The 23,575-nt window shown below is 69.5% G+C and carries 20 protein-coding genes; 12 read left to right on the top strand and 8 right to left on the bottom strand.

Annotation, left to right across the window (positions count from 1 at the left end):
* The first annotated feature begins 62 nt into the window (after positions 1 to 62).
* On the top strand, positions 63 to 3,665 hold the full coding sequence (locus tag OH802_RS25740) for an Rne/Rng family ribonuclease (RefSeq protein WP_406023244.1): 3,603 nt from the start codon (positions 63 to 65) through the stop codon (positions 3,663 to 3,665).
* A gap of 56 nt (positions 3,666 to 3,721) precedes the next feature.
* Here the strand turns inward: OH802_RS25740 and OH802_RS25735 are convergent, their stop codons facing one another.
* From OH802_RS25735 to OH802_RS25715, 5 genes are all read right to left on the bottom strand, one after another.
* The gene (locus tag OH802_RS25735; protein WP_406023243.1) at positions 3,722 to 5,197 is read right to left on the bottom strand and encodes a mannitol dehydrogenase family protein; all 1,476 of its coding nucleotides are present in this window, start codon (positions 5,195 to 5,197) and stop codon (positions 3,722 to 3,724) included.
* On the bottom strand, positions 5,194 to 6,030 hold the full coding sequence (locus OH802_RS25730; protein WP_355020621.1) for a carbohydrate ABC transporter permease: 837 nt from the start codon (positions 6,028 to 6,030) through the stop codon (positions 5,194 to 5,196). The genes OH802_RS25735 and OH802_RS25730 overlap by 4 nt, the downstream gene beginning before the upstream one ends.
* Positions 6,027 to 6,986: a carbohydrate ABC transporter permease gene (locus OH802_RS25725; protein WP_406023242.1), complete on the bottom strand. Its 960-nt coding sequence runs from the start codon at positions 6,984 to 6,986 to the stop codon at positions 6,027 to 6,029. Before OH802_RS25725 ends, OH802_RS25730 begins: the two co-directional genes overlap by 4 nt.
* On the bottom strand, positions 6,986 to 8,362 hold the full coding sequence (locus OH802_RS25720; protein ID WP_406023241.1) for an ABC transporter substrate-binding protein: 1,377 nt from the start codon (positions 8,360 to 8,362) through the stop codon (positions 6,986 to 6,988). Before OH802_RS25720 ends, OH802_RS25725 begins: the two co-directional genes overlap by 1 nt.
* Before the next feature lie 109 nt (positions 8,363 to 8,471).
* Positions 8,472 to 9,254: a DeoR/GlpR family DNA-binding transcription regulator gene (locus OH802_RS25715; protein ID WP_406023240.1), complete on the bottom strand. Its 783-nt coding sequence runs from the start codon at positions 9,252 to 9,254 to the stop codon at positions 8,472 to 8,474.
* Positions 9,255 to 9,552: 298 nt separating this feature from the next.
* Between OH802_RS25715 and rplU the strand changes: the two genes are divergently transcribed.
* Positions 9,553 to 9,855 (top strand): 50S ribosomal protein L21, encoded by a 303-nt coding sequence (rplU, locus tag OH802_RS25710; RefSeq protein WP_160024636.1) that lies wholly within the window; start codon positions 9,553 to 9,555, stop codon positions 9,853 to 9,855.
* Between the two features lie 36 nt (positions 9,856 to 9,891).
* Positions 9,892 to 10,149, top strand: a complete 258-nt coding sequence (gene rpmA, locus OH802_RS25705) for a 50S ribosomal protein L27 (RefSeq protein ID WP_141803598.1) — start codon at positions 9,892 to 9,894, stop codon at positions 10,147 to 10,149.
* Positions 10,150 to 10,298: 149 nt separating this feature from the next.
* Here rpmA and OH802_RS25700 read toward each other — a convergent pair whose 3' ends face one another.
* Positions 10,299 to 11,153 carry an LLM class flavin-dependent oxidoreductase gene (locus tag OH802_RS25700; protein ID WP_406023239.1) on the bottom strand — a complete coding sequence of 285 codons (855 nt, stop codon included), beginning with the start codon at positions 11,151 to 11,153 and terminating at the stop codon, positions 10,299 to 10,301.
* 77 nt (positions 11,154 to 11,230) lie between these two features.
* Between OH802_RS25700 and obgE the strand changes: the two genes are divergently transcribed.
* Genes obgE through OH802_RS25680 form a run of 4 tightly spaced genes read left to right on the top strand, consistent with a single transcriptional unit; the run spans position 11,231 to position 15,469 of the window.
* Positions 11,231 to 12,781 carry a GTPase ObgE gene (gene obgE, locus OH802_RS25695; RefSeq protein WP_406023238.1) on the top strand — a complete coding sequence of 517 codons (1,551 nt, stop codon included), beginning with the start codon at positions 11,231 to 11,233 and terminating at the stop codon, positions 12,779 to 12,781.
* A complete protein-coding gene (gene proB, locus OH802_RS25690; RefSeq protein ID WP_406023237.1) occupies positions 12,778 to 13,890 on the top strand; it encodes a glutamate 5-kinase in 1,113 nt (370 codons plus the stop codon). The genes obgE and proB overlap by 4 nt, the downstream gene beginning before the upstream one ends.
* Positions 13,887 to 14,861 carry an endonuclease/exonuclease/phosphatase family protein gene (locus OH802_RS25685; RefSeq protein WP_406023236.1) on the top strand — a complete coding sequence of 325 codons (975 nt, stop codon included), beginning with the start codon at positions 13,887 to 13,889 and terminating at the stop codon, positions 14,859 to 14,861. Before proB ends, OH802_RS25685 begins: the two co-directional genes overlap by 4 nt.
* Positions 14,862 to 14,890: 29 nt before the next feature.
* Positions 14,891 to 15,469 (top strand): STM3941 family protein, encoded by a 579-nt coding sequence (locus tag OH802_RS25680; RefSeq protein WP_406023235.1) that lies wholly within the window; start codon positions 14,891 to 14,893, stop codon positions 15,467 to 15,469.
* A 65-nt stretch (positions 15,470 to 15,534) separates the two neighbouring features.
* Here OH802_RS25680 and OH802_RS25675 read toward each other — a convergent pair whose 3' ends face one another.
* Positions 15,535 to 16,089 (bottom strand): GNAT family N-acetyltransferase, encoded by a 555-nt coding sequence (locus OH802_RS25675; protein WP_406023234.1) that lies wholly within the window; start codon positions 16,087 to 16,089, stop codon positions 15,535 to 15,537.
* 448 nt (positions 16,090 to 16,537) lie between these two features.
* On the opposite strand from OH802_RS25675, the gene OH802_RS25670 reads away from it, so the two are divergent.
* Together OH802_RS25670 and OH802_RS25665 are read left to right on the top strand one after the other, a co-directional pair.
* Complete coding sequence (locus OH802_RS25670) at positions 16,538 to 17,800, top strand: DUF222 domain-containing protein (protein WP_406023233.1); 1,263 nt, start codon at positions 16,538 to 16,540, stop codon at positions 17,798 to 17,800.
* A 650-nt stretch (positions 17,801 to 18,450) separates the two neighbouring features.
* On the top strand, positions 18,451 to 19,266 hold the full coding sequence (locus tag OH802_RS25665; protein ID WP_406023232.1) for a phosphotransferase enzyme family protein: 816 nt from the start codon (positions 18,451 to 18,453) through the stop codon (positions 19,264 to 19,266).
* Between the two features lie 4 nt (positions 19,267 to 19,270).
* Here the strand turns inward: OH802_RS25665 and ppk2 are convergent, their stop codons facing one another.
* The gene (gene ppk2, locus OH802_RS25660; protein ID WP_160024629.1) at positions 19,271 to 20,161 is read right to left on the bottom strand and encodes a polyphosphate kinase 2; all 891 of its coding nucleotides are present in this window, start codon (positions 20,159 to 20,161) and stop codon (positions 19,271 to 19,273) included.
* A 108-nt stretch (positions 20,162 to 20,269) separates the two neighbouring features.
* Here ppk2 and OH802_RS25655 point away from each other — a divergent pair, with 108 nt between their 5' ends.
* The 3 genes from OH802_RS25655 to OH802_RS25645 are packed head-to-tail and all read left to right on the top strand — an operon-like array spanning position 20,270 to position 23,570.
* On the top strand, positions 20,270 to 21,463 hold the full coding sequence (locus OH802_RS25655; RefSeq protein WP_406023231.1) for a cysteine desulfurase family protein: 1,194 nt from the start codon (positions 20,270 to 20,272) through the stop codon (positions 21,461 to 21,463).
* Positions 21,464 to 21,474: 11 nt separating this feature from the next.
* Entirely contained in the window at positions 21,475 to 22,575 is a 1,101-nt protein-coding gene (gene mnmA, locus OH802_RS25650) for a tRNA 2-thiouridine(34) synthase MnmA (protein ID WP_406023230.1), read from the top strand.
* On the top strand, positions 22,572 to 23,570 hold the full coding sequence (locus OH802_RS25645) for a methionine synthase (protein ID WP_406023229.1): 999 nt from the start codon (positions 22,572 to 22,574) through the stop codon (positions 23,568 to 23,570). Before mnmA ends, OH802_RS25645 begins: the two co-directional genes overlap by 4 nt.
* Positions 23,571 to 23,575: the final 5 nt, after the last annotated feature.

Genomic DNA, 23,575 nt, shown 5'->3' with positions numbered 1-23,575 from the left:
GCGCCCGTTTCCCGGCACCTGACTATCCGGCACCTGTGAAGGTCCTGGATGAGGAGAACGGCATGGCCGACGAGACCACTGTCGAGAACACCGAGAACGACGCTGAAACAGCGCAGGCTCCGGTGACCGACACCCCCACGACCGACGCGGAAGCGACCGGCGAGACCACTCCCGCGAAGAAGACCGCGGCGAAGAAGACCACGCGCAAGCGCACCACCAAGAAGGCCGCGGCCGCGGCCCCGGCGGAGGCTGTCGAGGCCCCCGCCGAGGAGACCGCCGAGTCTGCTGAGACCACTGAGGCGGCCGAGGCCCCCGCCAAGAAGACGGCGGCGAAGAAGACGACCCGGAAGCGTACGACCAAGAAGGCTGCCGCCCCCGTGCCGGCCGAGGTCGAGACCCCCGAGGCCACCACCGCACCGGAGGGCGAGACCTCCGAGACCCCCGAGGCTCCCGCCGAGGCCGTCGAGGCTCCGGCCAAGAAGACGGCGGCGAAGAAGACCGCCACCAAGCGGACCACCGCGAAGAAGACGGCCGCCAAGAAGGCCGCCGCGCCCGTCGCCGAGCCCGTCGAGACCCCCGCCGAGGAGGTCGCCGACGAGACTCTCGAGGAGACCGAGGCCGAGCAGGCCGGTCCGCCGGCCCCCGCGGTGCTGTTCCAGGCGCCGACCAAGACGACCACCCGTCGGCGTACGCGCAAGACGGCCGAGCCGAAGCCCGTCGCGGAGCCGGTCGAGGCCGCTGTCGAAGCTCCCGCCGAGGTCGAGCCGCAGGCCACCGAGCCCGCAGCCGTGCCCGCGGTCGAGCCTGCCGCCGAGGCTGCGAAGGAGGAGGCCCCGACCCGGACCCGCAAGCGCAGTTCGCGCAACGCGGCCCCGGTCGAGGAGAAGGCTGCCGACGAGGAGCCCGAGGCCACCGACACCGAGCCCGAGACCGAGTCTGAGACCGGCAACGAGTCCGACGAGAGCTCGGCCGACGACGGTGAGGGCGGCGGCAACGGCCGTCGTCGTCGCCGCCGTGGTGGCCGCCGCCGTCGCAAGGGTGCCAACGGCGACGCCGACGGCTCCGACGCGTCCGACACCGAGGACAGGTCCGAGGACGCCGAGGCCGAGAACGACGACGCCGGCAAGGACGCCGACGCCGACCAGGGCGAGGGCAGCACCTCCTCGCGCCGTCGCCGTCGCCGCCGCCGGGCCGGCGAGGCCTCGGGCGACGCCGCCACCGGGGACGACCCGGAGAACACCGTCACCAAGGTCCGCCAGAGCCGCACCGGCGATGACCAGATCACCGCGTTGGCGGGCTCGACCCGCCTGGAGGCCAAGAAGCAGCGCCGCCGCGAGGGCCGCGAGGCCGGTCGTCGTCGCGCCCCGATCGTGAGCGAGGCCGAGTTCCTGGCCCGCCGCGAGTCGGTCGACCGGGTCATGGTGATCCGTGAGCTCGAGGACCTCACCCAGATCGCGGTGCTCGAGGACAAGGTGCTCGTGGAGCACTACGTCGCCCGCGAGAGCCAGACCAGCCTGATCGGCAACGTCTACCTGGGCCGTGTCCAGAACGTGCTGCCGAGCATGGAGGCCGCGTTCATCGACATCGGCAAGGGCCGCAACGCGGTGCTCTACGCCGGTGAGGTCAACTGGGCCTCGCTCGGCTGGAAGGAGGGCCAGCCCCGCAAGATCGAGTCGGTGCTGACCTCCGGCCAGAAGGTGCTCGTCCAGGTGACGAAGGACCCGATCGGCCACAAGGGCGCCCGCCTGACCTCGCAGATCTCGCTGGCCGGCCGATTCCTGGTCTACGTGCCCGACGGCACCACCTCCGGCATCTCCCGCAAGCTGCCCGACACCGAGCGCAACCGCCTCAAGACCCTCCTGAAGGAGATCGTCCCCGACACGGCCGGCGTGATCGTACGCACCGCTGCCGAGGGCGCTGCCGAGGACGAGCTCACGCGTGACGTCGAGCGGCTCAAGGCGCGCTGGGAGGACATCGAGAAGAAGGCCAACGGCAACGCCCCGCAGCTGCTCTACGGCGAGCCCGACCTGACCCTCAAGGTCGTCCGCGACCTGTTCACCGAGGACTTCGCCAAGCTGGTCATCTCCGGCGACTCGTCGTGGGAGACCGTCAAGGACTACGTCCAGTCGGTGGCCCCCGACCTCGAGGAGCGGGTGGAGAAGTACGACGGTGAGGCCGACGCCTTCGCCGCGTACCGGATCGACGAGCAGATCGCGAAGGGCCTGGACCGCAAGGTCTGGCTGCCGTCGGGTGGCTCGCTGATCATCGACCGTACCGAGGCGATGACCGTCGTCGACGTCAACACCGGCAAGTTCACCGGCTCCGGGGGCAACCTGGAGGAGACGGTCACCAAGAACAACCTCGAGGCGGCCGAGGAGATCGTGCGCCAGCTCCGGCTGCGCGACATCGGCGGCATCATCGTCGTCGACTTCATCGACATGGTCCTCGAGTCCAACCGTGACCTGGTGCTTCGTCGCCTGGTCGAGTGCCTGGGCCGCGACCGCACCCGTCACCAGGTCGCCGAGGTCACCTCGCTGGGCCTGGTGCAGATGACCCGTAAGCGGATCGGTACCGGCCTGCTCGAGGCCTTCTCCGAGAACTGCGACGCCTGTGGCGGCCGTGGCCTCGTGATCCACGAGCACCCGGTCGAGGCCGGCAAGTCCTCCGGTGTCGCCCCCGACGAGCCGCGTTCGCGCCGTCGCGGTGGTCGGGGTGGTCGCGGCAAGGGCAAGGACGAGATCGGCACCGAGCACCGCGCCGAGCCCGTCGAGGAGTCCGCCAAGACGCCCACGCCCGCCGAGTTCGCTGCCATGGCCGGACAGAGCGAAGGCGTGGAGAAGACCGACGAGCCGGCTGCCCAGGTCGTCGAGCCCGTCGAGACCCCCGCCGAGCCCGCCGAGGCCCCCAAGGTCACGACCCGCACCCGCTCGCGTCGGTCCAAGGCGTCGGCCCCGGTGGCCGAGCCGGTCGAGACCCCCGCCGAGTCCCCGGTCGCCGAGCCCGTCGAGGCCGCGGCCGTCGAGTCCGCGCCCGAGCCGGCGGCGGTCGAGCCTCCCAAGGTCACGACCCGCACTCGCTCGCGCCGGTCCAAGGCATCGACCCCGGTGACCGAGCCGGTCGAGACGCCCGCCGAGACCCCGGCCGCCGAGACTCCGGCCGAGCCGAAGACGCCGGCCGAGCCGGAGGCCCCGAAGGTCACCACGCGTACGCGGACCCGTCGTGCCGCCACCACCGGCCGTCCGGTCCTGGCCGCCGTCGTCGGCAGCTCGACCGCATCGAAGCCGGAGCCGGCGCCGTCCGAGCCGATTGTGACCGAGCCGGTTGCGACCGAGCCGGTTGCGACCGAGCCGGTTGCCGAGAAGGAGCCCGCTCCCGTGGCCCCGGCCGTCGAGCCCGAGGCGACCGAGCCGGAGTCGAAGCCGGAGCCGATCGTGGCTGAGCCGGTTGCGGCCGAGCCGGTCGACTCCAAGCCCAAGGTGGTCACCCGGCAGCGCCGCGGCGCCCGCCGCGAGGTCGTGAGCACCGGCGAGGGCGCGGTGATGACCGCGACCAAGTCCGAGGCGCCGGTCGTCAGCAACGGCACCGCCTCGACCCCGGCACCCAAGGTCGTGACCCGCACCCGCGGTGGTGCCAGCCGCGACACCACGCCGTCCCAGGACAGCTGACCAACCGCGACGCCCCGGTGACCCCCTCGTGGTCACCGGGGCGTCGTGCTGTTCCGTCAGGTCTCCCAGACCTCGAGGGTCTTGCGCGACCCGACGGCGTGCAACGACGCCAGCGCCTCGGCGTACGGCTCGGTGAACTCAGGGGAGTCGACGAGGTCGCCGAAGAGGTCGGGGTCGCGGAGGAAGGCGAGGGGGTCCTCGCGCTGTGCGATCGCGCGGGCCGTCACGTCGGCCCGGCGCCGGTCGACGATGTCGATCGGCGCGCCCTGCTCGTCGACGCCTTCGGCGTAGCGGGCCCAGGAGGCGACGACGAGCGCCGATCGGCGGACGGATCCTCCCGAGGCGAGCTGGGCCGAGATGACGGGTACGAGCCACTTGGGGATCCGGTCGGAGCTCTCCGCGCACAGCCGTGCCAGGGTGTCGCGGATGTAGGGGTTGGCGAAGCGGGAGATCAGCTCCTGCTGGTAGCCCGGCAGGTCCACCCCGGGCACCTGCGGCAGCGTCGGGGTGCCCTCCTGCGACATGTAGCCGAGCAGGAAGTCGACGAACAGCGGGTCCGTGCAGACCTCGTGGGCGTAGCGGTAGCCGGACAGGTAGCCGAGGTAGCACAGCGCCTGATGGCTGGCGTTGAGGAGCCGCAGCTTCATCAGCTCGTACGGCTCGACATCGGGCACCATCTCGACCCCGGCCTGCTCGAACGGCGGCCGTCCCTGGGGGAAGCGGTCCTCGAGCACCCACTGGGAGAACGGCTCGCTGACCACCGGCCAGGCGTCTCCGATCCCGAACCGCCAGCCGACCTCCTCGACGTCGGCATAGGTGGTGGCCGGAGTGATCCGGTCCACCATCGAGCTCGGGAAGGCCACCTCGGACCCGATCCAGTCACCCAGCGCCGGGTCGCGCAACGACGCGAACGCCGACAGCATCGCCCGCGCGACCTCCCCGTTGCCGGCGATGTTGTCGCACGACATGACCGTGAACGGGGCCACCCCGGCGGCCCGACGGCGAGCCAGCGCCTCCACGACATACCCGAATGCCGTGGTCGGCACCGCACCCGGCCGCAGGTCCGCCTGGATGGCCGGGTCGGATGCGTCGAAGCCACCCGTCGCCTGGTTGACGTGATAGCCGCCCTCGGTGATGGTCAGCGACACGATCCGGATCCGCGGGTCGGTGAGCAGCGCCAGCACATCCGCGGGGGAGTCGGGGGCGAAGAGGTAGTCGATGATCGAGCCGATCACCCGCCCCCGCACGCCCCCGTCCGGCGCCCGCTCGACGAGCGTGTAGAGATGGTCCTGCGCGGCGAGAGCATCCCGCATGCGTACGTCCTGGGGCATCAGCCCCACCCCGACGATGCCCCAGTCGCGGACGCCCGAGGCGAGCAGGTCGTCGACGTAGCGCGCCTGGTGGGCGCGGTGGAAGCCACCGACCCCGAGATGCACGATCCCGGGGGTGACGGCGGAGCGGTCGTAGGCAGGGACGGCGACGGCCGCGGAGAGCTCGCCGAGCCGCGCTGTCGTGAGTCGCAGATGAGTCACTTGACCGCCCCGAGGGAGAGTCCCTGCACCAGCTTGTCCTGAGCGGCGAACCCGGCGATGAGCACGGGCAGCGAGATCAGCGTCGCCCCGGCGGCCAGCTCGGCGAGGTAGGCGTGCTCGGTCTGGATCAGGGTGTTCACGTAGACCGGTCCGGTCTGCGCGGCGACGCTGGTGAGCACCTTGGCGTAGAGCTGCTCGTTCCAGGCGAAGATGAAGCAGATCAGCGAGGTGGCCGCGACGCCGGGCATGGCGATCGGGGCCACGATGCGGGTCAGGATGCGGAACGTGCTGGCGCCGTCGATCGAGGCCGCCTCGATGATCGCGGGCGGCACCTCGACCAGGAACGAGCGCATCATCCAGACCGCGATCGGCAGGTTCATCGCGGTGTAGATCAGGATCAGGACGATCACGTTGTCGGGCATGTTGATGACCTTCGTCGTGAACAGGTAGAGCGGCAGGATGCCCGCGACCATCGGCAGCATCTTGGTCGAGAGGAAGAAGAACATCACGTCCGACCACTTCCTCACCGGCCTGATCGCCAGGGCGTACGCGGCGGGGATGGCGAGGGCGAGCACGAGCAGGGTCGAGATCACGCTGGTGATCACCGAGTTGATCAGCGCCGGGGTGATCGGGTTCGCGGAGGTGAACAGGCCGGTGTAGTTGTCCAGCGTCAGCGGGGCACCCCAGCTGGGCGGGTACGTCTGAGCGTCCTGCGGTGCGTGCAGCGAGGTCAGGACCATGTAGAGGATCGGGATCACGAAGATGATGCCGACCAGCCACGCTGCGATCGGGATGACGATCTTCGCCACCCGTTGCCGGTTCCATGTGTTCATCGGCTTGCCTCCTCGTCGGTCAGCAGGGACGACACGACGCGCAGCGCGAAGGTCGCGATGATCAGTGAGCCGATGACCACGACGACGCCCAGTGCGGAGGCGACCCCGTAGTCCTTGGCCGAGTAGAACGTCTCGTAGACGGCGTAGGGGATGTTGGTGGAGTTCAGCCCACCGGTCATACCCAGGACCGAGTCGAAGTTCTGGACGATGAAGATCGTGCCGAGCACGATCGAGAGCTCGAGGTAGCGGCGTACGTGGGGGAGCGTCATGTACACGAACGTCTGCCATCCGTTGCAGCCGTCGATGCTCGCCGCCTCCAGGACCTCCGGATCCTGCGACTGCAGGCCGGCGAGCAGGATCAGCATCATGAACGGTGTCCACTGCCAGATCAGCTCGATCTCGATGGCGAGCTTGGGATGGTCGGTGAGGAAGGCGATGTCCTGGGCGCCGGGCACCCCGAGCTGACCGAGCACACCGTCGACCAGGCCGAACCCGGTCATCAGGATGCCGTTGCCCCAGAAGACCGCGGCCGCGATCGGCACGATCAGGAACGGCGCGATCATCATAGTGCGGACCAGACCGCGGCCGATGAAGGCGTGGTTGAGCAGCAGCGCGATCCCGAGGGCGAGCACGGCGCTGACCCCGACGACGACCACGGTCATCTCGATCGTGTTCAGGACGGCCGTACGGTAGGCCGGCGTCGTGAACACGGTCTTGAAGTTGTCGAAGCCGGCGAAGCTGCGCTCCGGCGCGTCGGGCTGAGCGCTCCAGTTCATGAACGACATCACCAGCGTCGCCACGAACGGCAGCTGCGTCACCACGATCAGGAAGATCAGCGCGGGCAGCAGCGGCGCGCGCAGCTTCCACGACTCCCGGCCCCATTTCCGGTACGCCGCGGGCGGCCGCGTGGCCGTCGGCTCGGTCGTTTCGCGGAGTGGTGCGGTCACAGTGGCCATCACTGCTTCTCCTTCTGGACGTCGCCGTACGCCTGGGCGAGCGACTGACAGCGGTCGAGTGCCGCGTCGGTGGTCTTCGAGCCCGAGATGGCGCTGCTGAGCTGTTTGGCGCACTCGGTGCCGAAGTCGGTGAAGCTCGGAACTCCGACGAACTGGATGCCGTTGTAGGGCCGCTTCTGGACGCCGGGGTTGTCGGCCTGGGCGTTCTTGATCGCGTTCATGGTCGGGGTCGCGAAGGAACCGGCCACCTCGAGGTACTCGGGGTCCGCATAGGTCGACGCCCTCTTGCCCGCGGGAACGTTGGTCGGCCCGCCGGTGTCGTTCTCGGTGTCGGCCATCACCAGCTGCTCGTACTCCTTGCTGGAGGCCCAGGCGACGAACTTCTTGGCGTCCTCCTGGTGCCGTGACGCCTTCTGGATCGCCCAGGCCCAGGTGTAGAGCCAGCCGGCGTTCTCGGTCTGGTCGTGCGGGGCGGCGACGTAGCCGACCTTGCCCTTGACCGGCGAGTCCTCGGCCTCCAGCGACCCGGCACCGGAGGTGGCGTCGTACCACATCGCGACCTTGCCCTGCTGCATGGCGTTGAGGCACTGCGGGAAGCTGAAGGTCGCGGCGCCGGCCTCGCCGTGCTCGCGGACCAGGTCGACGTAGAAGTTGGCCGCCTTCTTGAAGCCGCCCTTGTTGACCTGGGCGTTCCAGTCCTCGTCGAACCAGGTGCCGCCCATGGTGTTGACCACCGTCGTGATCGAGGCGAGGTTGTCGCCCCAGCCGGCCAGGCCACGGAGGCAGATGCCGCGCATGTCGGCCTCGGCCTCGTTGATCTGGGCGGCGAAGCCTGCGACCTGCTCCCAGGTCGGGTTGACCGGCATCTCGATGCCGTGCTTCTGGAACAGGTCCTTGCGGTACATCAGGAACGAGGACTCGCCGTAGAAGGGCTGGCCGTAGACCTTGCCGTTGGCCGAGAGCGCCTCGGTCATCGGCGGCAGGATGTCGTCCTGGTCGAACTCCGGGTCGTTCGCGATGCTCTCCATGTCCGAGATCCAGCCGGCCTCGGCGTAGTAGGGGATCTCGAAGTTGGACAGCGTCGCCACGTCATAGATCCCGGACTGGTTGGCGAACTCGGTGCTCGCGGTGTCGCGCATGTCCTGCTCGACCTTGACCACGAAGTTCACCTCGATCCCGGTCTCCTCGGTGAAGTGCTCCGCGGTGAGCTCCTGGAGCTCGAGCATCTGGGGGTTGTTGACCATCAGCACCGTGATGCTGTGCTCACCCGCGCTCGTCCCGCCGGCGCCCAGTCCGCCGGTCCCGCATGCCGTCAACAAGACGGTGGTCAATGAGAGCGCTGTCAGCGCTGCGGAGGTCCGTCTCCGTACCCGCATCGATCTGCCTCCTCGCAGTGTGACTGTCGTCACGGACCACGATGGCGTAATTCTGGCCGGACCCCCTAGCCCGGTCGCTGCGCCCGAAGCGACCGGTTGCTGCCCGTTCTCAGGCGCGTACGACCCGGGGTCCGAGTGCCGAGAACCGGCGGGCCTCGGAGGCCGACAGCTCGGTGCCGGTGATGAGCAGCTCGAAGTCGCGTACGCCGGCGAAACGGCACAGGCTGGAGGCTCCGAACTTGGTGTGGGCGCCGAAGAAGATCCGCCGCCTCGATCGTTCGATGGCGGTGCGCTTGACCGCGGCCACGGAGGGGTCCTGGGTGGTCAGACCCTGTTCGCGGGAGATCCCGTTGGCGCCGATGTAGGCCAGGTCGATCACCAGGTCGGCGAGCATCCGGGTCGCCCACTGGTCCACGACGCCCCGGGTGATGGTGCGGACCCGCCCGCCCAGGATGATCACGGTGAGGTCCGGGTCCGCGGAGAGACGGGTGGCCACCGGGAGCGAGGGGGTGATGATCGTCGCGGGCCCCTGGCCGATGAGCTCCTCGGCGAGGAACTGCGGCATCGTGCCCTCGTCGATGTAGATCGTCTCCGCGCCGTGCCGGTGCTGGAGGGCGGCCCGGGCGATCCGGTGCTTCTCGTCGACGTCGCGGCCCGCGCGGAACTCGAGGGAGGTCTCGAAGCTGCCGCTCTCCAGGGCGACCGCGCCACCGTAGACCCGCTCCACGACGCCGCGGTCGGCCAGCACCTTGAGGTCGCGCCGGATCGTCTCGACGCTCACCCCGAGATCGGGCGCGAGATCGGTCACCGACACCCGGCCGGTCGTGCGTGCGCGCGCCAGGATCTCCTCCTGCCGGGCCTGGTTCGCGAGCGACGGTTCGGTCGACGTCATGGGCGCCATCATGCCCGGAATCGTGCCCGGTTCGTAGTGGTTGGGGCCGAACCGGGCGCCCGGTTGGTGCGATCGGGGCCCTCTGGGGCACCATGTCGCAGGCACCCATCGCGACACTGTCGGGTAGACGGTGCCGCGGCGTTTTGCGGCTACCTCGCCGCGTACGTAAGATTGAATCTCGGCGTGCGCAGTGCGCCGTTCCTGCAGGCATCTGCTGGCACCTATCGCTTCGGGGTCCGGTCTGCCTTGCCGCGGGTCGACACAAGACTTTGAGTTCGGAGCAATGAAGGAGACCGCGGTGTACGCGATCGTGAAGGCTGGCAGCAAGCAGCAGAAGGTCGTTGTCGGCGACGTCATCGAGATCGACCGCCTCGACGGTGAGAACGGCTCGGCCGTCTCGCTGCCCGTGGTCCTCCTGGTCGACGGCGAGAACGTGACCTCGACCGGCCTCGACAAGGCTTCGGTTGCTGCTGAGATCGTCGGTGCCTCCAAGGGCCCGAAGATCATCATCCAGAAGTACAAGAACAAGACCGGCTACAAGAAGCGCCAGGGTCACCGTCAGAAGTACACCCAGGTCAAGGTCACCGCGATCAACGCCTGATTCCGGCGTTCTAGAGACACTTAAAGGACTGAGAAGATGGCACACAAGAAGGGTGCGGCAAGCACCAAGAACGGTCGCGACTCCAACGCCCAGCGCCTCGGCGTGAAGCGCTTCGGCGGCCAGGTTGTCAGCGCCGGCGAGATCATCGTCCGCCAGCGTGGCACCCACTTCCACCCCGGCACCAACGTCGGCCGTGGCGGCGACGACACCCTGTTCGCCCTGCAGCCGGGCGCGGTCGAGTTCGGCAAGCGCCGCGGCCGCCGCGTGATCAACATCGTTCCGGCTGACGCCTGAGCCAGGATTTTCGAAGGGCCCTCTCCATCACGGCGAGGGCCCTTCGGCGTTTTGGGTGTTCCGTCGTCAAGGGATGCAGACGAGGGCGCACATCCCTTGCGGAGCTCCGCTGGGGATGTGCGCCTTGACCTGCATACCTTGACGAAGGATCAGACGTACGCCGCGCGAGCCGCGATCGCCTCGAAGGTGTCCCAGGAGACCTCCCAGCGGGTCCCGGCACGCGGCCAGTGGATCGCGATGTCGGTGATCCCGATCTGGGCGTAGGAGCCGACGAGGTCCTCGAACGAGTCGGCCGACTCGGTCCACGGCTCGTCGGTGAAGCCGGACATGAAGAGCTTCGGCATCGCGTCGTAGTCCCGGCCGGCCTTCTCACAGGCCGTACGGAGCATCTCGAGCCGCTGGGCGACGTACGCCTTCGGGTCGTCGCTCTGCGGATTGGCGATCCACCCGTCGCCGACCTCGGCTGCGAGCCGTATCCCGCGTGGGCCGTTTCCGGCCAGCCAGAGCGGGGTGCGGGGCTGCTGCACCTGACCGGGGGAGACGGAGACCTCGTGGGTCTGCCAGTGCTCGCCGTCGATCGTCACCGGCGAGTCGCGCAGCAGCTGGTCGACGGTGCGGGTCCACTCCGCGAACCGGTCGGCGCGCTCGCGAGGCGTGAACTGCCGCCCGAGCACGTCCCCGTCGGAGGTGTGGTCGTCGCCGCCCGCGCCGATGCCGATCGTCACGCGCCCTCCGGAGATCCGGTCGAGGCTGCGGATCGCCGCGGCGGTCGGGATCGGCGTACGGAAGTTCGGGGTGGTCACCAGCGTGCCCAGCCGGATCGTGGAGGTCAGCGCGGCTGCGGCCGCCATCGACGTGAACGCCTCCTCCCACGGGCTGTGCCCGCGCCACGCCAAGTGGTCATAGACCCACGCCGTCTCGAACCCGAGCTGCTCGGCCTGCACCCAACGCTCGCCCATCGCCGGCCAGTCCTCGATCGGCCACATCACAGTTCCCACACGCATGCGCACAGTCTGCACCCGAGGCCGCGACGCGTCGCGCGGATAACAGGTGTGGGGCGTGCCATCGGTAGGCTGGAGCCATGGCTGTACCCACCTTCGTCGACCGCGTCACCCTCCACGTCGAGGCCGGTCGCGGCGGGCACGGGGTGGCGTCGGTTCACCGCGAGAAGTTCAAGCCGCTCGGCGGTCCCGACGGCGGCAACGGCGGCCCGGGCGGGTCGATCATCCTCCGCGTCGACCCCGACGTGACCACCCTGATCGACTACCACCACAGTCCCAAGCGCAAGGCCCCCAACGGCGGCCAGGGCGCCGGCGACCACAAGAACGGCGCCCACGGCGAGGACATGGTGCTTCCGGTCCCCGACGGCACCGTGGTGACCGACATGAACGGCAACGTCCTGGCCGACCTGGTCGGCCCCGGCTCCGAGCTGGTCATCGCAGAGGGCGGCCGTGGCGGGCTCGGCAACGCGGCACTGGCCTCCTCCAAGCGCAAGGCTCCCGGCTTCGCGCTCCTCGGCGAGCCGGGCGAGGCGCGAGAGATCGGGCTGGAGCTCAAGGTCGTCGCCGACATCGGCCTGGTCGGGTTCCCGAGCGCCGGCAAGTCGTCCCTGATCGCGGCCATCTCGCGCGCCAGGCCGAAGATCGCCGACTACCCGTTCACGACCCTGGTGCCCAACCTCGGTGTCGTGAAGGGCGGCGAGATCACCTTCACCGTCGCCGACGTACCTGGCCTGATCGAGGGTGCCGCCGACGGTCGCGGCCTCGGTCACGAGTTCCTGCGCCACATCGAGCGCTGTGCCGCGCTCGTCCACGTCATCGACACCGCGAGCATCGAGCCGGGCCGCAACCCGATCGACGACCTCGACGTCATCGAGAACGAGCTCTCCCGCCACGGCGGCCTCGAGGACCGGCCCCGGCTGGTCGCGTTGAACAAGGTCGACGTCCCCGACGGCCGCGAGATCGCCGAGATGACCATCGGCGAGTTCGAGAAGCGCGGGATGAAGGTCTTCGAGATCTCCGCCGCCTCCGGCGAGGGCACCCAGCAGCTGATCTACGCGATGGCTGAGATCGTCGCTGACTCCCGCAAGGACGTCCCGGTGGCGCCGCCGACCCGGATCGTGCTGCGCCCCGAGGGCGTGGAGGGCAAGAACGGGTTCACGGTCAAGGTGTCGAAGAACGGCGAATTCCTCGTACGCGGCCCGCAGCCCGAGCGCTGGGTGCGGCAGACCGACTTCGAGAACGAGGAGGCCGTGGGCTATCTCGCCGACCGCCTCAACCGGCTCGGCGTCGAGAAGCGCCTGGTCGAGCTCGGGGCCGAGGAGGGCGACACCGTCATCATCGGCGACCCGGCGAACTCGGTCGTCTTCGACTTCCGTCCCTCGATCGACACCGGTGCCGAGATGCTCGGCCGCCGCGGTGAGGACCAGCGCTTCTACGAGGAGCGGCCCGCTGCTTCCAGGCGGCGCGAGATCGACGCCGGGATGGAGACCAAGGAAGAGTACGAAGCCCGGGCCGACGTCGCCCGGCGGCTGCGTGACGGGGCCGGCCCGGTGGCGTACGAGATCGGCGGGGAGGACGATCCGGACAGCGACTGGGCCGAGGACGATCCCGAGGCCAAGGAGGCCGAGTGAGTCGTGTCCAGGTCACCGGCGCGCGGCGGATCGTCGTCAAGGTCGGTTCCTCGTCACTGACGACCGCGGCCGGCGGCATCGACCCGGCCCGTCTCAGCGGGCTCGTGGACGTACTCGCCAAGACGCGGGCCGCCGGACAGGAGGTCGTCCTGGTCTCCTCCGGGGCGATCGCGGCGGGGCTGGCGCCGTTGGGGCTCGCCAAGCGTCCGCGGGCGCTGGCCAAGCAGCAGGCGGCGGCGAGCGTGGGGCAGGGGCTGCTCGTTCACCGCTACACCGACGAGCTCGCCCGGCACGGCATCATTGCAGGTCAGGTGCTGCTCACGGTCGATGACCTGAACCGGCGGGCCCACTATCGCAATGCCGACGCGACACTGTCGAAGCTGCTCGACCTGGGTGTGCTCCCGATCGTCAACGAGAACGACACCGTGGCCACCTCCGAGATCCGGTTCGGCGACAACGACCGGCTGGCGGCGCTGGTGGCCCACCTGGTCAAGGCCGACCTGCTAGTGCTGCTCAGCGACGTCGACGCGCTCTACGACGCGCCGCCGTCCCAGCCTGGCTCGCAGCGGATCGACGAGGTCGCCTCGCTGGCCGACCTCGACGGCGTGACTGTCGGCAAGGCCGGTGCCGCCGGCGTCGGCACCGGGGGCATGGTGACCAAGCTGGAGGCCGCCCGGATCGCCGTCGACGACGGTGTCCCGGTCGTGCTGACCTCGGCCGCTCAGGCAGAGGCCGCGCTCGCGGGCGAGGCGGTCGGCACCCTGTTCCATGCCGTCGGCAAGCGGCGCCCGGCGCGGCTGCTGTGGCTTCAGCACGCCACCGAGCCGGTCGGCTCGATCACTGTCGACGCCGGCGCGGTCGCCGCGATCAGTCGCCGCGGTGCCTCGTTGCTCGCCGCGGGGGTCACCGGCTCTTCCGGGGCGTTCCATGCCGGTGACCCGGTCGACGTCGTCGACCCGTCGGGCGTGGCCGTCGCGCGCGGCCTGGTGAACTACGACGCCGACGAGATCCCGCGGCTGGCCGGGCGTTCCTCCGGCTATCTCGAGGCCAATCTGGGCGCTGCGTACGCTCGGGAGGTCATCCACCGCGACGACCTGGTCGTCCTATGAGTCGAGCCCGGTGGGTGCCGCTGGCGCTGGCGTGGGGAGTGCTGGTCCTCTGTGGCCTGCCTGCGCTGGCGATCACGTTCTCCCGGGCGCTGGCGAGCACGGACCTGCGTGCGGTGCGCCTGGCCGCGTTCGCGCCCTTCGGCGTCGGGATGTACGCCCTGTGTCTGGTCGCGGTCCTGGTGCTGGTCTGGCTGGCCACCGGCCCCGGGCGGATCCGGCTCGCGGTCGTCGCCGGGGTCGTCGCGCTGTTGTTGGCGGTGCACCTGGCCTGGCAGGCGCCGCTCTATGCGGGGTCCCGCGCGACCAGTGCCGGTGAGCCGCTGACCGTGATGACCACCAACCTTCTCGAGGGCAAGGGCGACACCGACGTCGTGGTCGAGACGGTGCGCGCGCACAAGGTCAACGTGCTCGCCATCCAGGAGATCACCCCGGAGGCGTTCGCGAAGCTGTCGAGGACGCTGCGCGACCAGCTGCCCTACCGGATCGGCGAGGCCGCCCCCGGCACCGCGGGCACGATGATCTTCGCCGACCAGCCGATCACCAAGTCGCGCCGGATCGAGACGGCGATGGGGTCGTGGGTCGCCGACGTGGGGGAGCGGCGGGTCGTCGTCGCGCATCCGGCGCCGCCCACGCTCGCATCCTGGCCGGCCGAGCAGGAGTTGATGATCGAGGAAGCGGCCGCGGAGAAGCCCGACCTCGTCCTGGGCGACCTGAACGCCTCGCTCGACCACCACACGGTCCGGCGGCTGCTCGACGACGCAGACCTGCAGGACGCGGCCCGGGCCAGCAACGCCGGATGGCAGCCCACCTGGCCGACCGAGGGGCTCGCCGGCGTACCTCTTCCGCCGTCGACCGCGATCGACCACGTCCTGATCGGGGATGACCTGGTCGCGCTGGCGACGGAGACGGTCGAGGTCCCGGGCTCCGACCACCTGGCGCTGGTCGCCTACCTCGGTACTCCCGAGGAGTGACCGCTCGGCCGCTCCGCTAGTTTGTCCGGATGCGTGAATCGGGTTCCCCTGCCTGGCAGGAGTGGGAGCAGGAGCTCGCCAGAAACGGGCGGGTCGAACTCAAGGTAGGCAGGCGCCAAACATGGCTGCACTTGCTCGGGGCGATCGGATTCACCGTCGTTGGCCTCTTGATAGCACTGAACGCGACCGCACTTGACGAACAGCTGGCGGGGTGGATGAGCGTTGCGTTCTTCGGAGTCATCGGCATTCCGTTGTTCGTCGTGCAGCTCCTGCGGACGATTGCGATCGTTGTCGATGCGACGGGCATACATCTGGTGATTGGAAGGCTCCATGGCAGTCTGATCCGCTGGCCGGAGTTGGTGCCGTGGTCAGCGATCCGGCACGCGTCCGTGTTCGAGATGGCCAGTACGAAGGTCGTGATCCTGCATGTCACCGAGGCGTTCGAAGCAGAGTATCTGGCTCAACTCGGCCCCCTGGCGAGGAGGATGATGGCCGCACAACGGCGGTTGCGAGCTGGGCCGAGCCTGGCACTGCCAGGGCCGCTCAAAGCCAGCGCCGAGAACGTCGCGGCATGGATAGCGCATGGTGCCTCCCGTCGGTCGGCGTGATAGGTGATGGTTCCCACCGCGGTCGACACGTCCTCACTGCGGAGACCGGTTCCGGTCAAGCACGACTAATCGCCGCGATGGTGACCGAACCATTGCTCCGCGCCGTAGGCCTCGAACCGTTCCACCTCGACGAACCCGAGCCTGCGGGCCAGGCGCAGGGAGCGCTCGTTGGCCACCTGGGTGGTGAGGACGATCGGCTCGCCCGGGAGCGTCTTCTCGATCCAGCCGAGGGCCGCTCTGGTCGCTTCGGTTCTGGTCGCTTCGGTCGCGATGCCCGCGCCCCACGATGTCGGAAGAAACTCGTAGCCGAGCTCGACCTCGTCGCCCTCCTCGCGTACGTGGTGCGCCCACGCCCGATCGCGGCGCTGGATCGTGATCCTTCCGATGAACTCGCCCCCGTGCTCGACGGCGAAGATTCCGGGCCTGGTGTTCGGATCCTCGGGGATCAGCTGTTCCAGCTCTTCTCGGGTGTGCTGCGGGCCGCCGAGGTACGCCTGCACGGTCTCGTTCGAGAGGAGCTCGGCGAGCGCTTGTCTGTCCTCGGGCTTGGTCTGTCGGAGGATCAGGCGCTCGGTGACGATCGGGTCTGGGGGCCAGGGGACGTCGCCGAGGGGTTTCATGTTCTTGGACGGTAGCCGGATTCGGGGTTGGTCAGAGGCCTTTTGGGTTGTACGTGGGTGGTTCTGGTTCGTCGGGTGCGGTGCTTCTTGGTTGGTCTGGCCGCCGACCCGTTTTGGAGGGTCTTCTCGATCTGGTCCGGCGTCAAGGACGCCCTTCGGGCGCCGGCTTCGCCGGCCGCTTCGCGGTCCTGGACTCCGGACCAGATCGAGAAAAGATTTGGCTGGCTATCGGGGCGGCGGCCCGGGTGTGGCGCAGCGGATTCTTGCTTGGGACAGGTGAGGTTTCTGGGGCGGAAGGGTGGCCCTTCGGGCCACTTACCATCCACAGATGCTAGGTCGTTCGCTCACCGCGAAACTTGGGTTTGACCTGGGAAAATAGATGGCCAACGAAGGACCGGAGGCGTACAATCAGACCCATCACAACACCTCTTTGAAGGGGAGGATGGCGATGAGTCTCGGCCGCTCGATCAACCCGTGGGGCACCAACCCCGGCGACCTGATCGACGCTGCCTTGAAGGCCATCGAGACCGCCCTCCAAGAACTCCTGGCCACCGATCCCGCCTACTGGCGCACCGGCCAGAAGAAGGACCTGCTGGAACGGTTGGAGAAGCTCCAGGCCCAACAGGCCGCGTTGAAGCTGCGGGTGCTCGCGACGGCCGGCGACATCGCCGAGGAGACCGGCGCGAAGGACGCCTCCGGGTGGATGCGGACCGACCTCCTCGTCGACAAGGCAGTTGCCCGATCCCAGATCAAGCTCGCAACCGGTGTCGCGAAGTACGACCTCGTCGCCGCTGGGCTGGCCGAAGGCGTCGTGTCCCAGGACAAGGCGCGGGTAATCACCCAGGCCCTCGACCAGATCGAAGCCGACCCCACCGCCAGCGGCGAGGACCTGAGTCTCGCTGAGAAGCTCCTGGTCGACTACGCGACCAGCCTCACGGCAAACGAGCTGAAGGTCGTCGGACGACGGATCCTCGCGGAGATCGACCCGGAGCGGTTCGAGCAGGCTGAGGCCAAGGCTCTGCAGCGGGAGGAGGAGCACGCGCAGCGGCGTACCTTCTTCCAGTCTCGCGACAACGGCGATGGCACTGTCGACATCCACGCTCGCGTCTCCCGCGCTGTCGGGATGCGGCTCCGCACCCTGCTGGACTCCCTGGCCCAGCCGAGGAAGCAGTCGGCCGAGGACAAGGGCCGCAAGGCGCCCTATGACCGGCTGCTGGGTCAGGCGTTTGGTCGGGTGGTCGAGACCTACGACGTGGACCAGTTGCCCCGCCACGGTGGCCACGGCACCACGGTGTTCATCACGATGAGCGTGGAGGACCTCCGCAAGGACCTCGGCACCGCGGCGTTGGGGTTCGACGGAGAGCAGATCACCGCCGCCGAAGCCCGCAGGATGGCCTGCAACGCGGATCTTGTTCCGGTGGTGTTGGGCACTGACTCTGAGATCCTCGACTTCGGTCGTACTGCCCGGTTGGCGTATCCGGTCCAACACCGAGCGCTCCGGTTACGGGATAAGTGTTGCCAAGCCGAGGACTGCGACGCACCAGCAGCCTGGACCGAGGCTCACCACTTGAAACCCTGGTCCGAAGGCGGCCTCACGAATCTGGCGAACATGGTCTTGCTGTGTGCGAGCGACCATCGCCGGATCCACGATCCGAACTACGGGTATGAGCGACTCCCAAGTGGGCGGATCCGGTTCACCCGGCGTACCTGAACCGGTTGATCCGGAGCCGGCCCCGTTGCCGTGCCCATATTCATCCGAGCCGACCATGCGACGCTCGCTGGTCGTTGTCTTTGGCGCCCGTCGTGCCACTGCTGGCGGGTGGGCGCGAGGTCTGTGGTTTCTTCGGTAGGCCAGGCCGATCTGGCCCGCTGCATCCGCGGTGCTGCCAGTACTCGGCCTACTCGTCGCTAGTTGGTGACCCTGGCTGTCCGTCCGCCCCGTCTGCCCGTCCGAGCCCGGCGTCGTCAGCAGATAGTTGAGGCAGCACCGTCCGCACGCGTAGGTCGTCGCCCGCCCCTGCCCCTGCTTGTGAAGCGTTCACAAAGCGTCATCGTCTTGTAAAAGCACGAGGGAGCCCTCCACTGTCAGGAGTCACCGCCCAGAGATCCCAAGCCCGTACGCAACCAATGGAATCCGCGCCAAACCCCGCCGCCGACCCGATAGCCAGCCAAAATTCTCGGCGGGTCCCGGTGTCAAGGATCGCCGAAGGCGACCGGCGAAGCCGGCGGCCGAAGGCCGTCCTTTACTCCGGGACCCGTTGAGAACACCCTTCCCGAAAGGGTCGGCGGCCATCAGCATTCCAGATCGAGCACCACGCAACACCCAACAACGGCCACACCCCACCTGCTTGACTGCGACCCATGACCGAAGCCGAAGAACTGACGAAGATCAGCATGCTCTGGGAGTCGGCCGATCCAGGCGCTGCGCTCATCGAGCGGTTCGGCTTCGCCTCCGCGACCGAGGCGACCGAGTGGTTGACCGGGGTACTGGCCGAGCACTGGGGGCTGAAGGTGGCCGCGTGCGAGCGGCTGGTGATCAGCGACGCCAACTGCCTGGCGTGGATCACCGTCGACGGCTGTCGGATGATCGCCAAGTGGTCGATGCGGCCACGGTTGTTTGCGCGCTTGGCGGCAATCGCACGACTCACGGTGTGGCTGGGGGAGCGTGGGATACCTGCGTCGATGCCGCAGGCGGCTCGGGACGGCAGGGTCCAGGTGGAGGTCGATGGGTTTTCGCTCGGGCTTCAGCGGGTGGTCGATGGCGAGCTGTTGGACATCACCGATCCCGACCAGGTGAGGGCTGCGGGCGAGATGCTCGCGAGGATGCATGCTGCGATGGCTGGCTACCCGGAGCTGATCCCCACCGACGAGCCGCCGGCTCCGGGCGCCCAGTTGGTCGGCAACGACTTCAGGTCGGCCAACATCATCTGGTCAGGAGGCAAGATCGCGGCGGTCCTGGACCTGGAGGAGACCACGTACCGCCGCCGGGTGGACGACCTCGCTCAGGCCGCCGTCCTGCTCGGCACGCGCTACCACCACTGGCGCCCGACACCGGCGGATGTGCGCGGGGAGTTCGTCGCGGCGTACGAGTCGGTTCATCCGTTGGCGAAGAACGACGCGGGCTCGCTCGAGGACGGCATCGAGGCGCACTTGCGGCGCATCCCGTGGCCGGGCTGATCGGTCAGTCGCCGACGGCGTCGATGCCTCGCTGGACGATGAGGGGGTCGGGGGTGCCGACGACTTCGGGGTCCTTCTCGTCGTAGTCGTGGTGGGCGAGGAAGTAGCGCATCGCGTTCAGCCGGGCACGCTTCTTGTCGTTGGAGCGGATCGTGGTCCAGGGCGCCCAGTCGGTGTCGGTGCGGCGGAACATCTCCTCCTTGGCGGCTGTGTAGGAGTCCCACTTGTCCAGCGACTGCACGTCGATCGGGGAGAGCTTCCACTGCCGTACCGGGTCGATCTGGCGGATGATGAAGCGGGTCCGCTGCTCCGAGCGCCCCACCGAGAACCAGAACTTCGTGAGCGTGATGCCGGAGTCGACGAGCATCTGCTCGAAGAGCGGCACCTGGTGCATGAACTGCTCGTACTGGTCGTCGGAGGCGAAGCCCATGACCCGCTCGACGCCGGCGCGGTTGTACCAGGAGCGGTCGAAGAGGACCATCTCGCCGGCGGTGGGCAGGTGCTGGACGTACCGCTGGAAGAACCACTGCTGCGACTCGCGGTCAGACGGCTTGGACAGCGCGACCGTGCGGGCGTAGCGAGGGTTGAGGTGCTCCATGAACCGCTTGATCGTGCCGCCCTTGCCGGCCGCGTCCCGGCCTTCGAAGATCAGTACGTGCTTGCCGCCGACGCGGTCGTTCCAGCGCTGGAACTTCAGCAGCTCGACCTGGAGAAGGTACTTCTGCTCGTCGTAGACCTCGCGGGCGATCCGCTCGGTGTAGGGATAGTTCTCGCGCCAGGTGTCGACGGCCTTGCCGGCCGGGTCCAGGAGTACGGGGTCGTCGTCGTGATCCTCGCCGATCGTGTGACCTTCGGTGATCAGGTTGTCGATGTATTCGCGGAATCCCTGGGACATGGCACGAACCTAGAGATCCGAGGTGAACGTCAGGTAGCGCGGCAGCTCGCACGGACCGTCGGCGGCGGTTCGTGGAGCACACCCGATGCGCCGTACCCTTGGTAGACGATGAACCCCCGGACCGTCTATCTGGACCACGCCGCCACCACGCCCATGGCCTCGGCGGCGATCGAGGCGATGACCGCCGAGCTGGCGCTGGTCGGCAACGCGAGCTCGCTGCACGCATCGGGCCGCCGCGCCCGCCGGGTGCTGGAGGAGTCTCGAGAACGGATCGCGGCGGCGCTCGGGTCCCGGCCGGGTGAGGTCGTCTTCACCTCCGGTGGCACCGAGGCGGACAACCTGGCGCTCAAGGGGGCCTACTGGGCCCGCCGCGGCCAGGACCCGGCCCGCACCCGCATCCTGGCCTCCACCGTCGAGCACCACGCCGTTCTCGACCCGCTGCACTGGCTGGAGTCGACCGAGGGAGCTCAGGTCGAGCTGGTCCCGTGCGACGCGACCGGTCGCATCGACCTCGCCGCGATGAAGGAGGCCATCGAGCGCGACCCCGCCTCGGTCGCACTCATCTCGGTGATGTGGGCCAACAACGAGGTCGGCACCCTGCAGCCCGTCGCCGAGATTGCCGCGATCGCCGCCGAGCACGGCATCCCGGTCCACTCAGACGCCGTCCAGGCGGTCGGCGCGGTGCCGGTCGACTTCGCGACCAGCGGCGTCGACGCGCTCTCCCTGACCGGCCACAAGCTCGGCGGCCCGGTCGGCGCCGGGGCGCTCGTCGTGCGCCGCGAGCTCGAGCTGACCGCCCTGGTCCACGGGGGCGGCCAGGAGCGAGACGTACGCAGCGGCACCCACGCCACCGCGGCCATCGTCGGCTTCGCGGCCGCCGTCGAGCTCGCGGTCAAGGAGCAGGAGGCGTACGCGACCAGGGTCGGTGCGCTGCGCGACCAGCTGGTCGAGCAGGTGCTCGCGGTCGTGCCGGACACCCACCTCAACGGCCCGCCGCTTGCGCCGCTGGGCCGCCACCGGCTGCCCAACAACGCCCAGATCGCGTTCCCCGGGTGCGAGGGCGACTCGCTGCTGATGCTGCTCGACGCCGCCGGGGTCGAGTGCTCGACCGGTGCGGCCTGTTCGGCCGGCGTACCTCAGGCCTCTCACGTGCTCCTGGCCATGGGTCAGTCGGACGAGCAGGCGCGCTCCTCGCTGCGCTTCTCGCTCGGGCACACCACGACCGCCGAGGACGTGGACCGGCTGGTCGCGGCCATCGGGCCTGCGGTCGAGCGCGGCCGGGCTGCGGGGTTGCAGCGCTGATGGGAACCGGGATGAGAGTCGTCGCCGCCATGTCCGGGGGAGTGGACTCCGCCGTCGCGGCCGCCCGCGCGAAGGAGGCCGGCCACGACGTCACCGGCGTCCACCTGGCCCTCTCGCGCAACCCGGCGTCCTACCGCACCGGCGCCCGCGGGTGCTGCACGATCGAGGACTCCAACGACGCCCGCCGTGCCGCGGACGTGATCGGCATCCCGTTCTACGTCTGGGACCTCTCCGACCGCTTCCACGAGGACGTGGTCGAGGACTTCATGTCGGAGTACGCCGAGGGGCGCACCCCCAACCCCTGCCTGCGCTGCAACGAGAAGATCAAGTTCGCCGCCGTGCTGGACCGGGCGCTCGCGCTCGGCTTCGACGCGGTCGCGACCGGCCACTACGCGACGCTTCGCAACGGCGCCGACGGGCTCGTCGAGCTGCACCGCGCCGTCGACGCCGGCAAGGACCAGTCCTACGTGCTCGGGGTGCTCGACCAGGCTCAGCTCGAGCACTCGCTGTTCCCGCTCGGGGACACCCCCAAGCCGCTGGTGCGTGAGGAGGCTGCTCGCCGTGGCCTGCTCGTCGCCGACAAGCCCGACTCCCACGACATCTGCTTCGTCGCCGACGGCGACAACGCCGGCTGGCTGCGCGAGAAGCTGGGCGACCGAGCGCCCAACGAGTCCGGGCCCATCGTCGATGAGACGGGTGAGGTCCTGGGCGAGCACCAGGGGACGTACGCCTACACGATCGGACAGCGCAAGGGCCTCCGCCTCGGCAAGCCCGCGCCCGACGGGAAGCCGCGGTTCGTGCTCGACATCGAGCCGGTCTCCGGCACCGTCACCGTGGGGCCCCGGGAGCACCTGGCCGTCGACGGACTCTCCGGGATCCGTCCCCGGTGGGCCGGGCGTGCACCCGAGGGCGTCCTCGAGGGCACCGTCCAGCTGCGCGCGCACGGCGACGAGCACCGGGCCCGGGTGACGGTGCTTCCCGAGGGAGCCGAGATCGAGCTGCTCGACCCGGCCTACGGCATCGCGCCGGGTCAGGCCGCGGTCATCTACGAGGGCACCCGCGTCGTCGGCTCGGTCACCATCTCCTCGACCCGCCGGGTGGCTCTCGCGTGAGGGCTACCGGGGTCGGGTCGCTGCCTGGTGAGGACTACGCAGAGGCCTGCCGCGTCGTGCTCGGCGAGCTCACCGACCTGCCGCACCTTCCCGAGCTGCCCGCGCGTGGCGCGATCGCGAACATGACCGGTCGGGCGCTGGCGGTCCTCGAGGGGCTCGACGCCGACCTGCAGCCCGCGGGCTGGCGCCTGACCGGCACCTCCGGCTCCGCCGGGGTCGACCACCGGCGCGCCCGCAGCCTGCTCGCCCAGGACCTCGACACCGTCGAGGAGCTGGTCCAGGACTCTCCGCTCACCTCCGGCGGTGGCACCTTCAAGATCCAGGTCGCCGGACCCTGGACCCTCGCCGCAACCGTCGAGCGGCCGCGCGGTGACAAGCTGCTCGCCGACCACGGCGCCCGGCGTGACCTGGCGCAGGCGCTGGCCGACGGCGTACGCACCCACATCCGTGACGTACGCCGCCGCCTCCCGGGCGCGGACACGCTGATCGTCCAGGTCGACGAGCCGGCGCTGAGCGCCGTGCTCAACGCCCAGGTGCCGACCGCCTCGGGGTTCGGCAAGCACCGCAGCATCGACCTCCCCGAGGCCTCCCAGGCGCTGGAGTGGGTGCTCGGCGGGATCGCCGAGGAGGGCGCGATCCCGTGGGTGCACTCGTGCGCACCCGGGACCCCGCTGGGCCTGCTCCGCAACGCTGGGGCGAAGGGGATCAGCGTCGACCTGACCCAGCTCACCGCCGCCGACCACGACGACCTGGCCACGGCCCTGGAAGCGGGCGACACGGTCGCGCTCGGCGTGGTCCCCGCGATCGCTCCGGCGGGCGCCGCGCCCACCGACAAGTCGGTCACCGAGACCGTGGAGCGCTGGCTCGACATGCTCGGGCTGGATAGCGCCCACGACATCGTGCTGACGCCTTCATGCGGCCTCGCCGGCGCCGATGGGCGATGGGCCCGCACCGTCCTGCGAATCCTCACCGAAAGCGCGCGTCACCTGGCGTAGATTCC

Origin of the sequence: Nocardioides sp. NBC_00850, from assembly GCF_045207335.1 — a bacterium.
GTDB lineage: Bacteria > Actinomycetota > Actinomycetes > Propionibacteriales > Nocardioidaceae > Nocardioides.
Note: the sequence above shows the minus strand (reverse complement) of the source record. Positions and strands in the feature narration are given on the sequence as shown.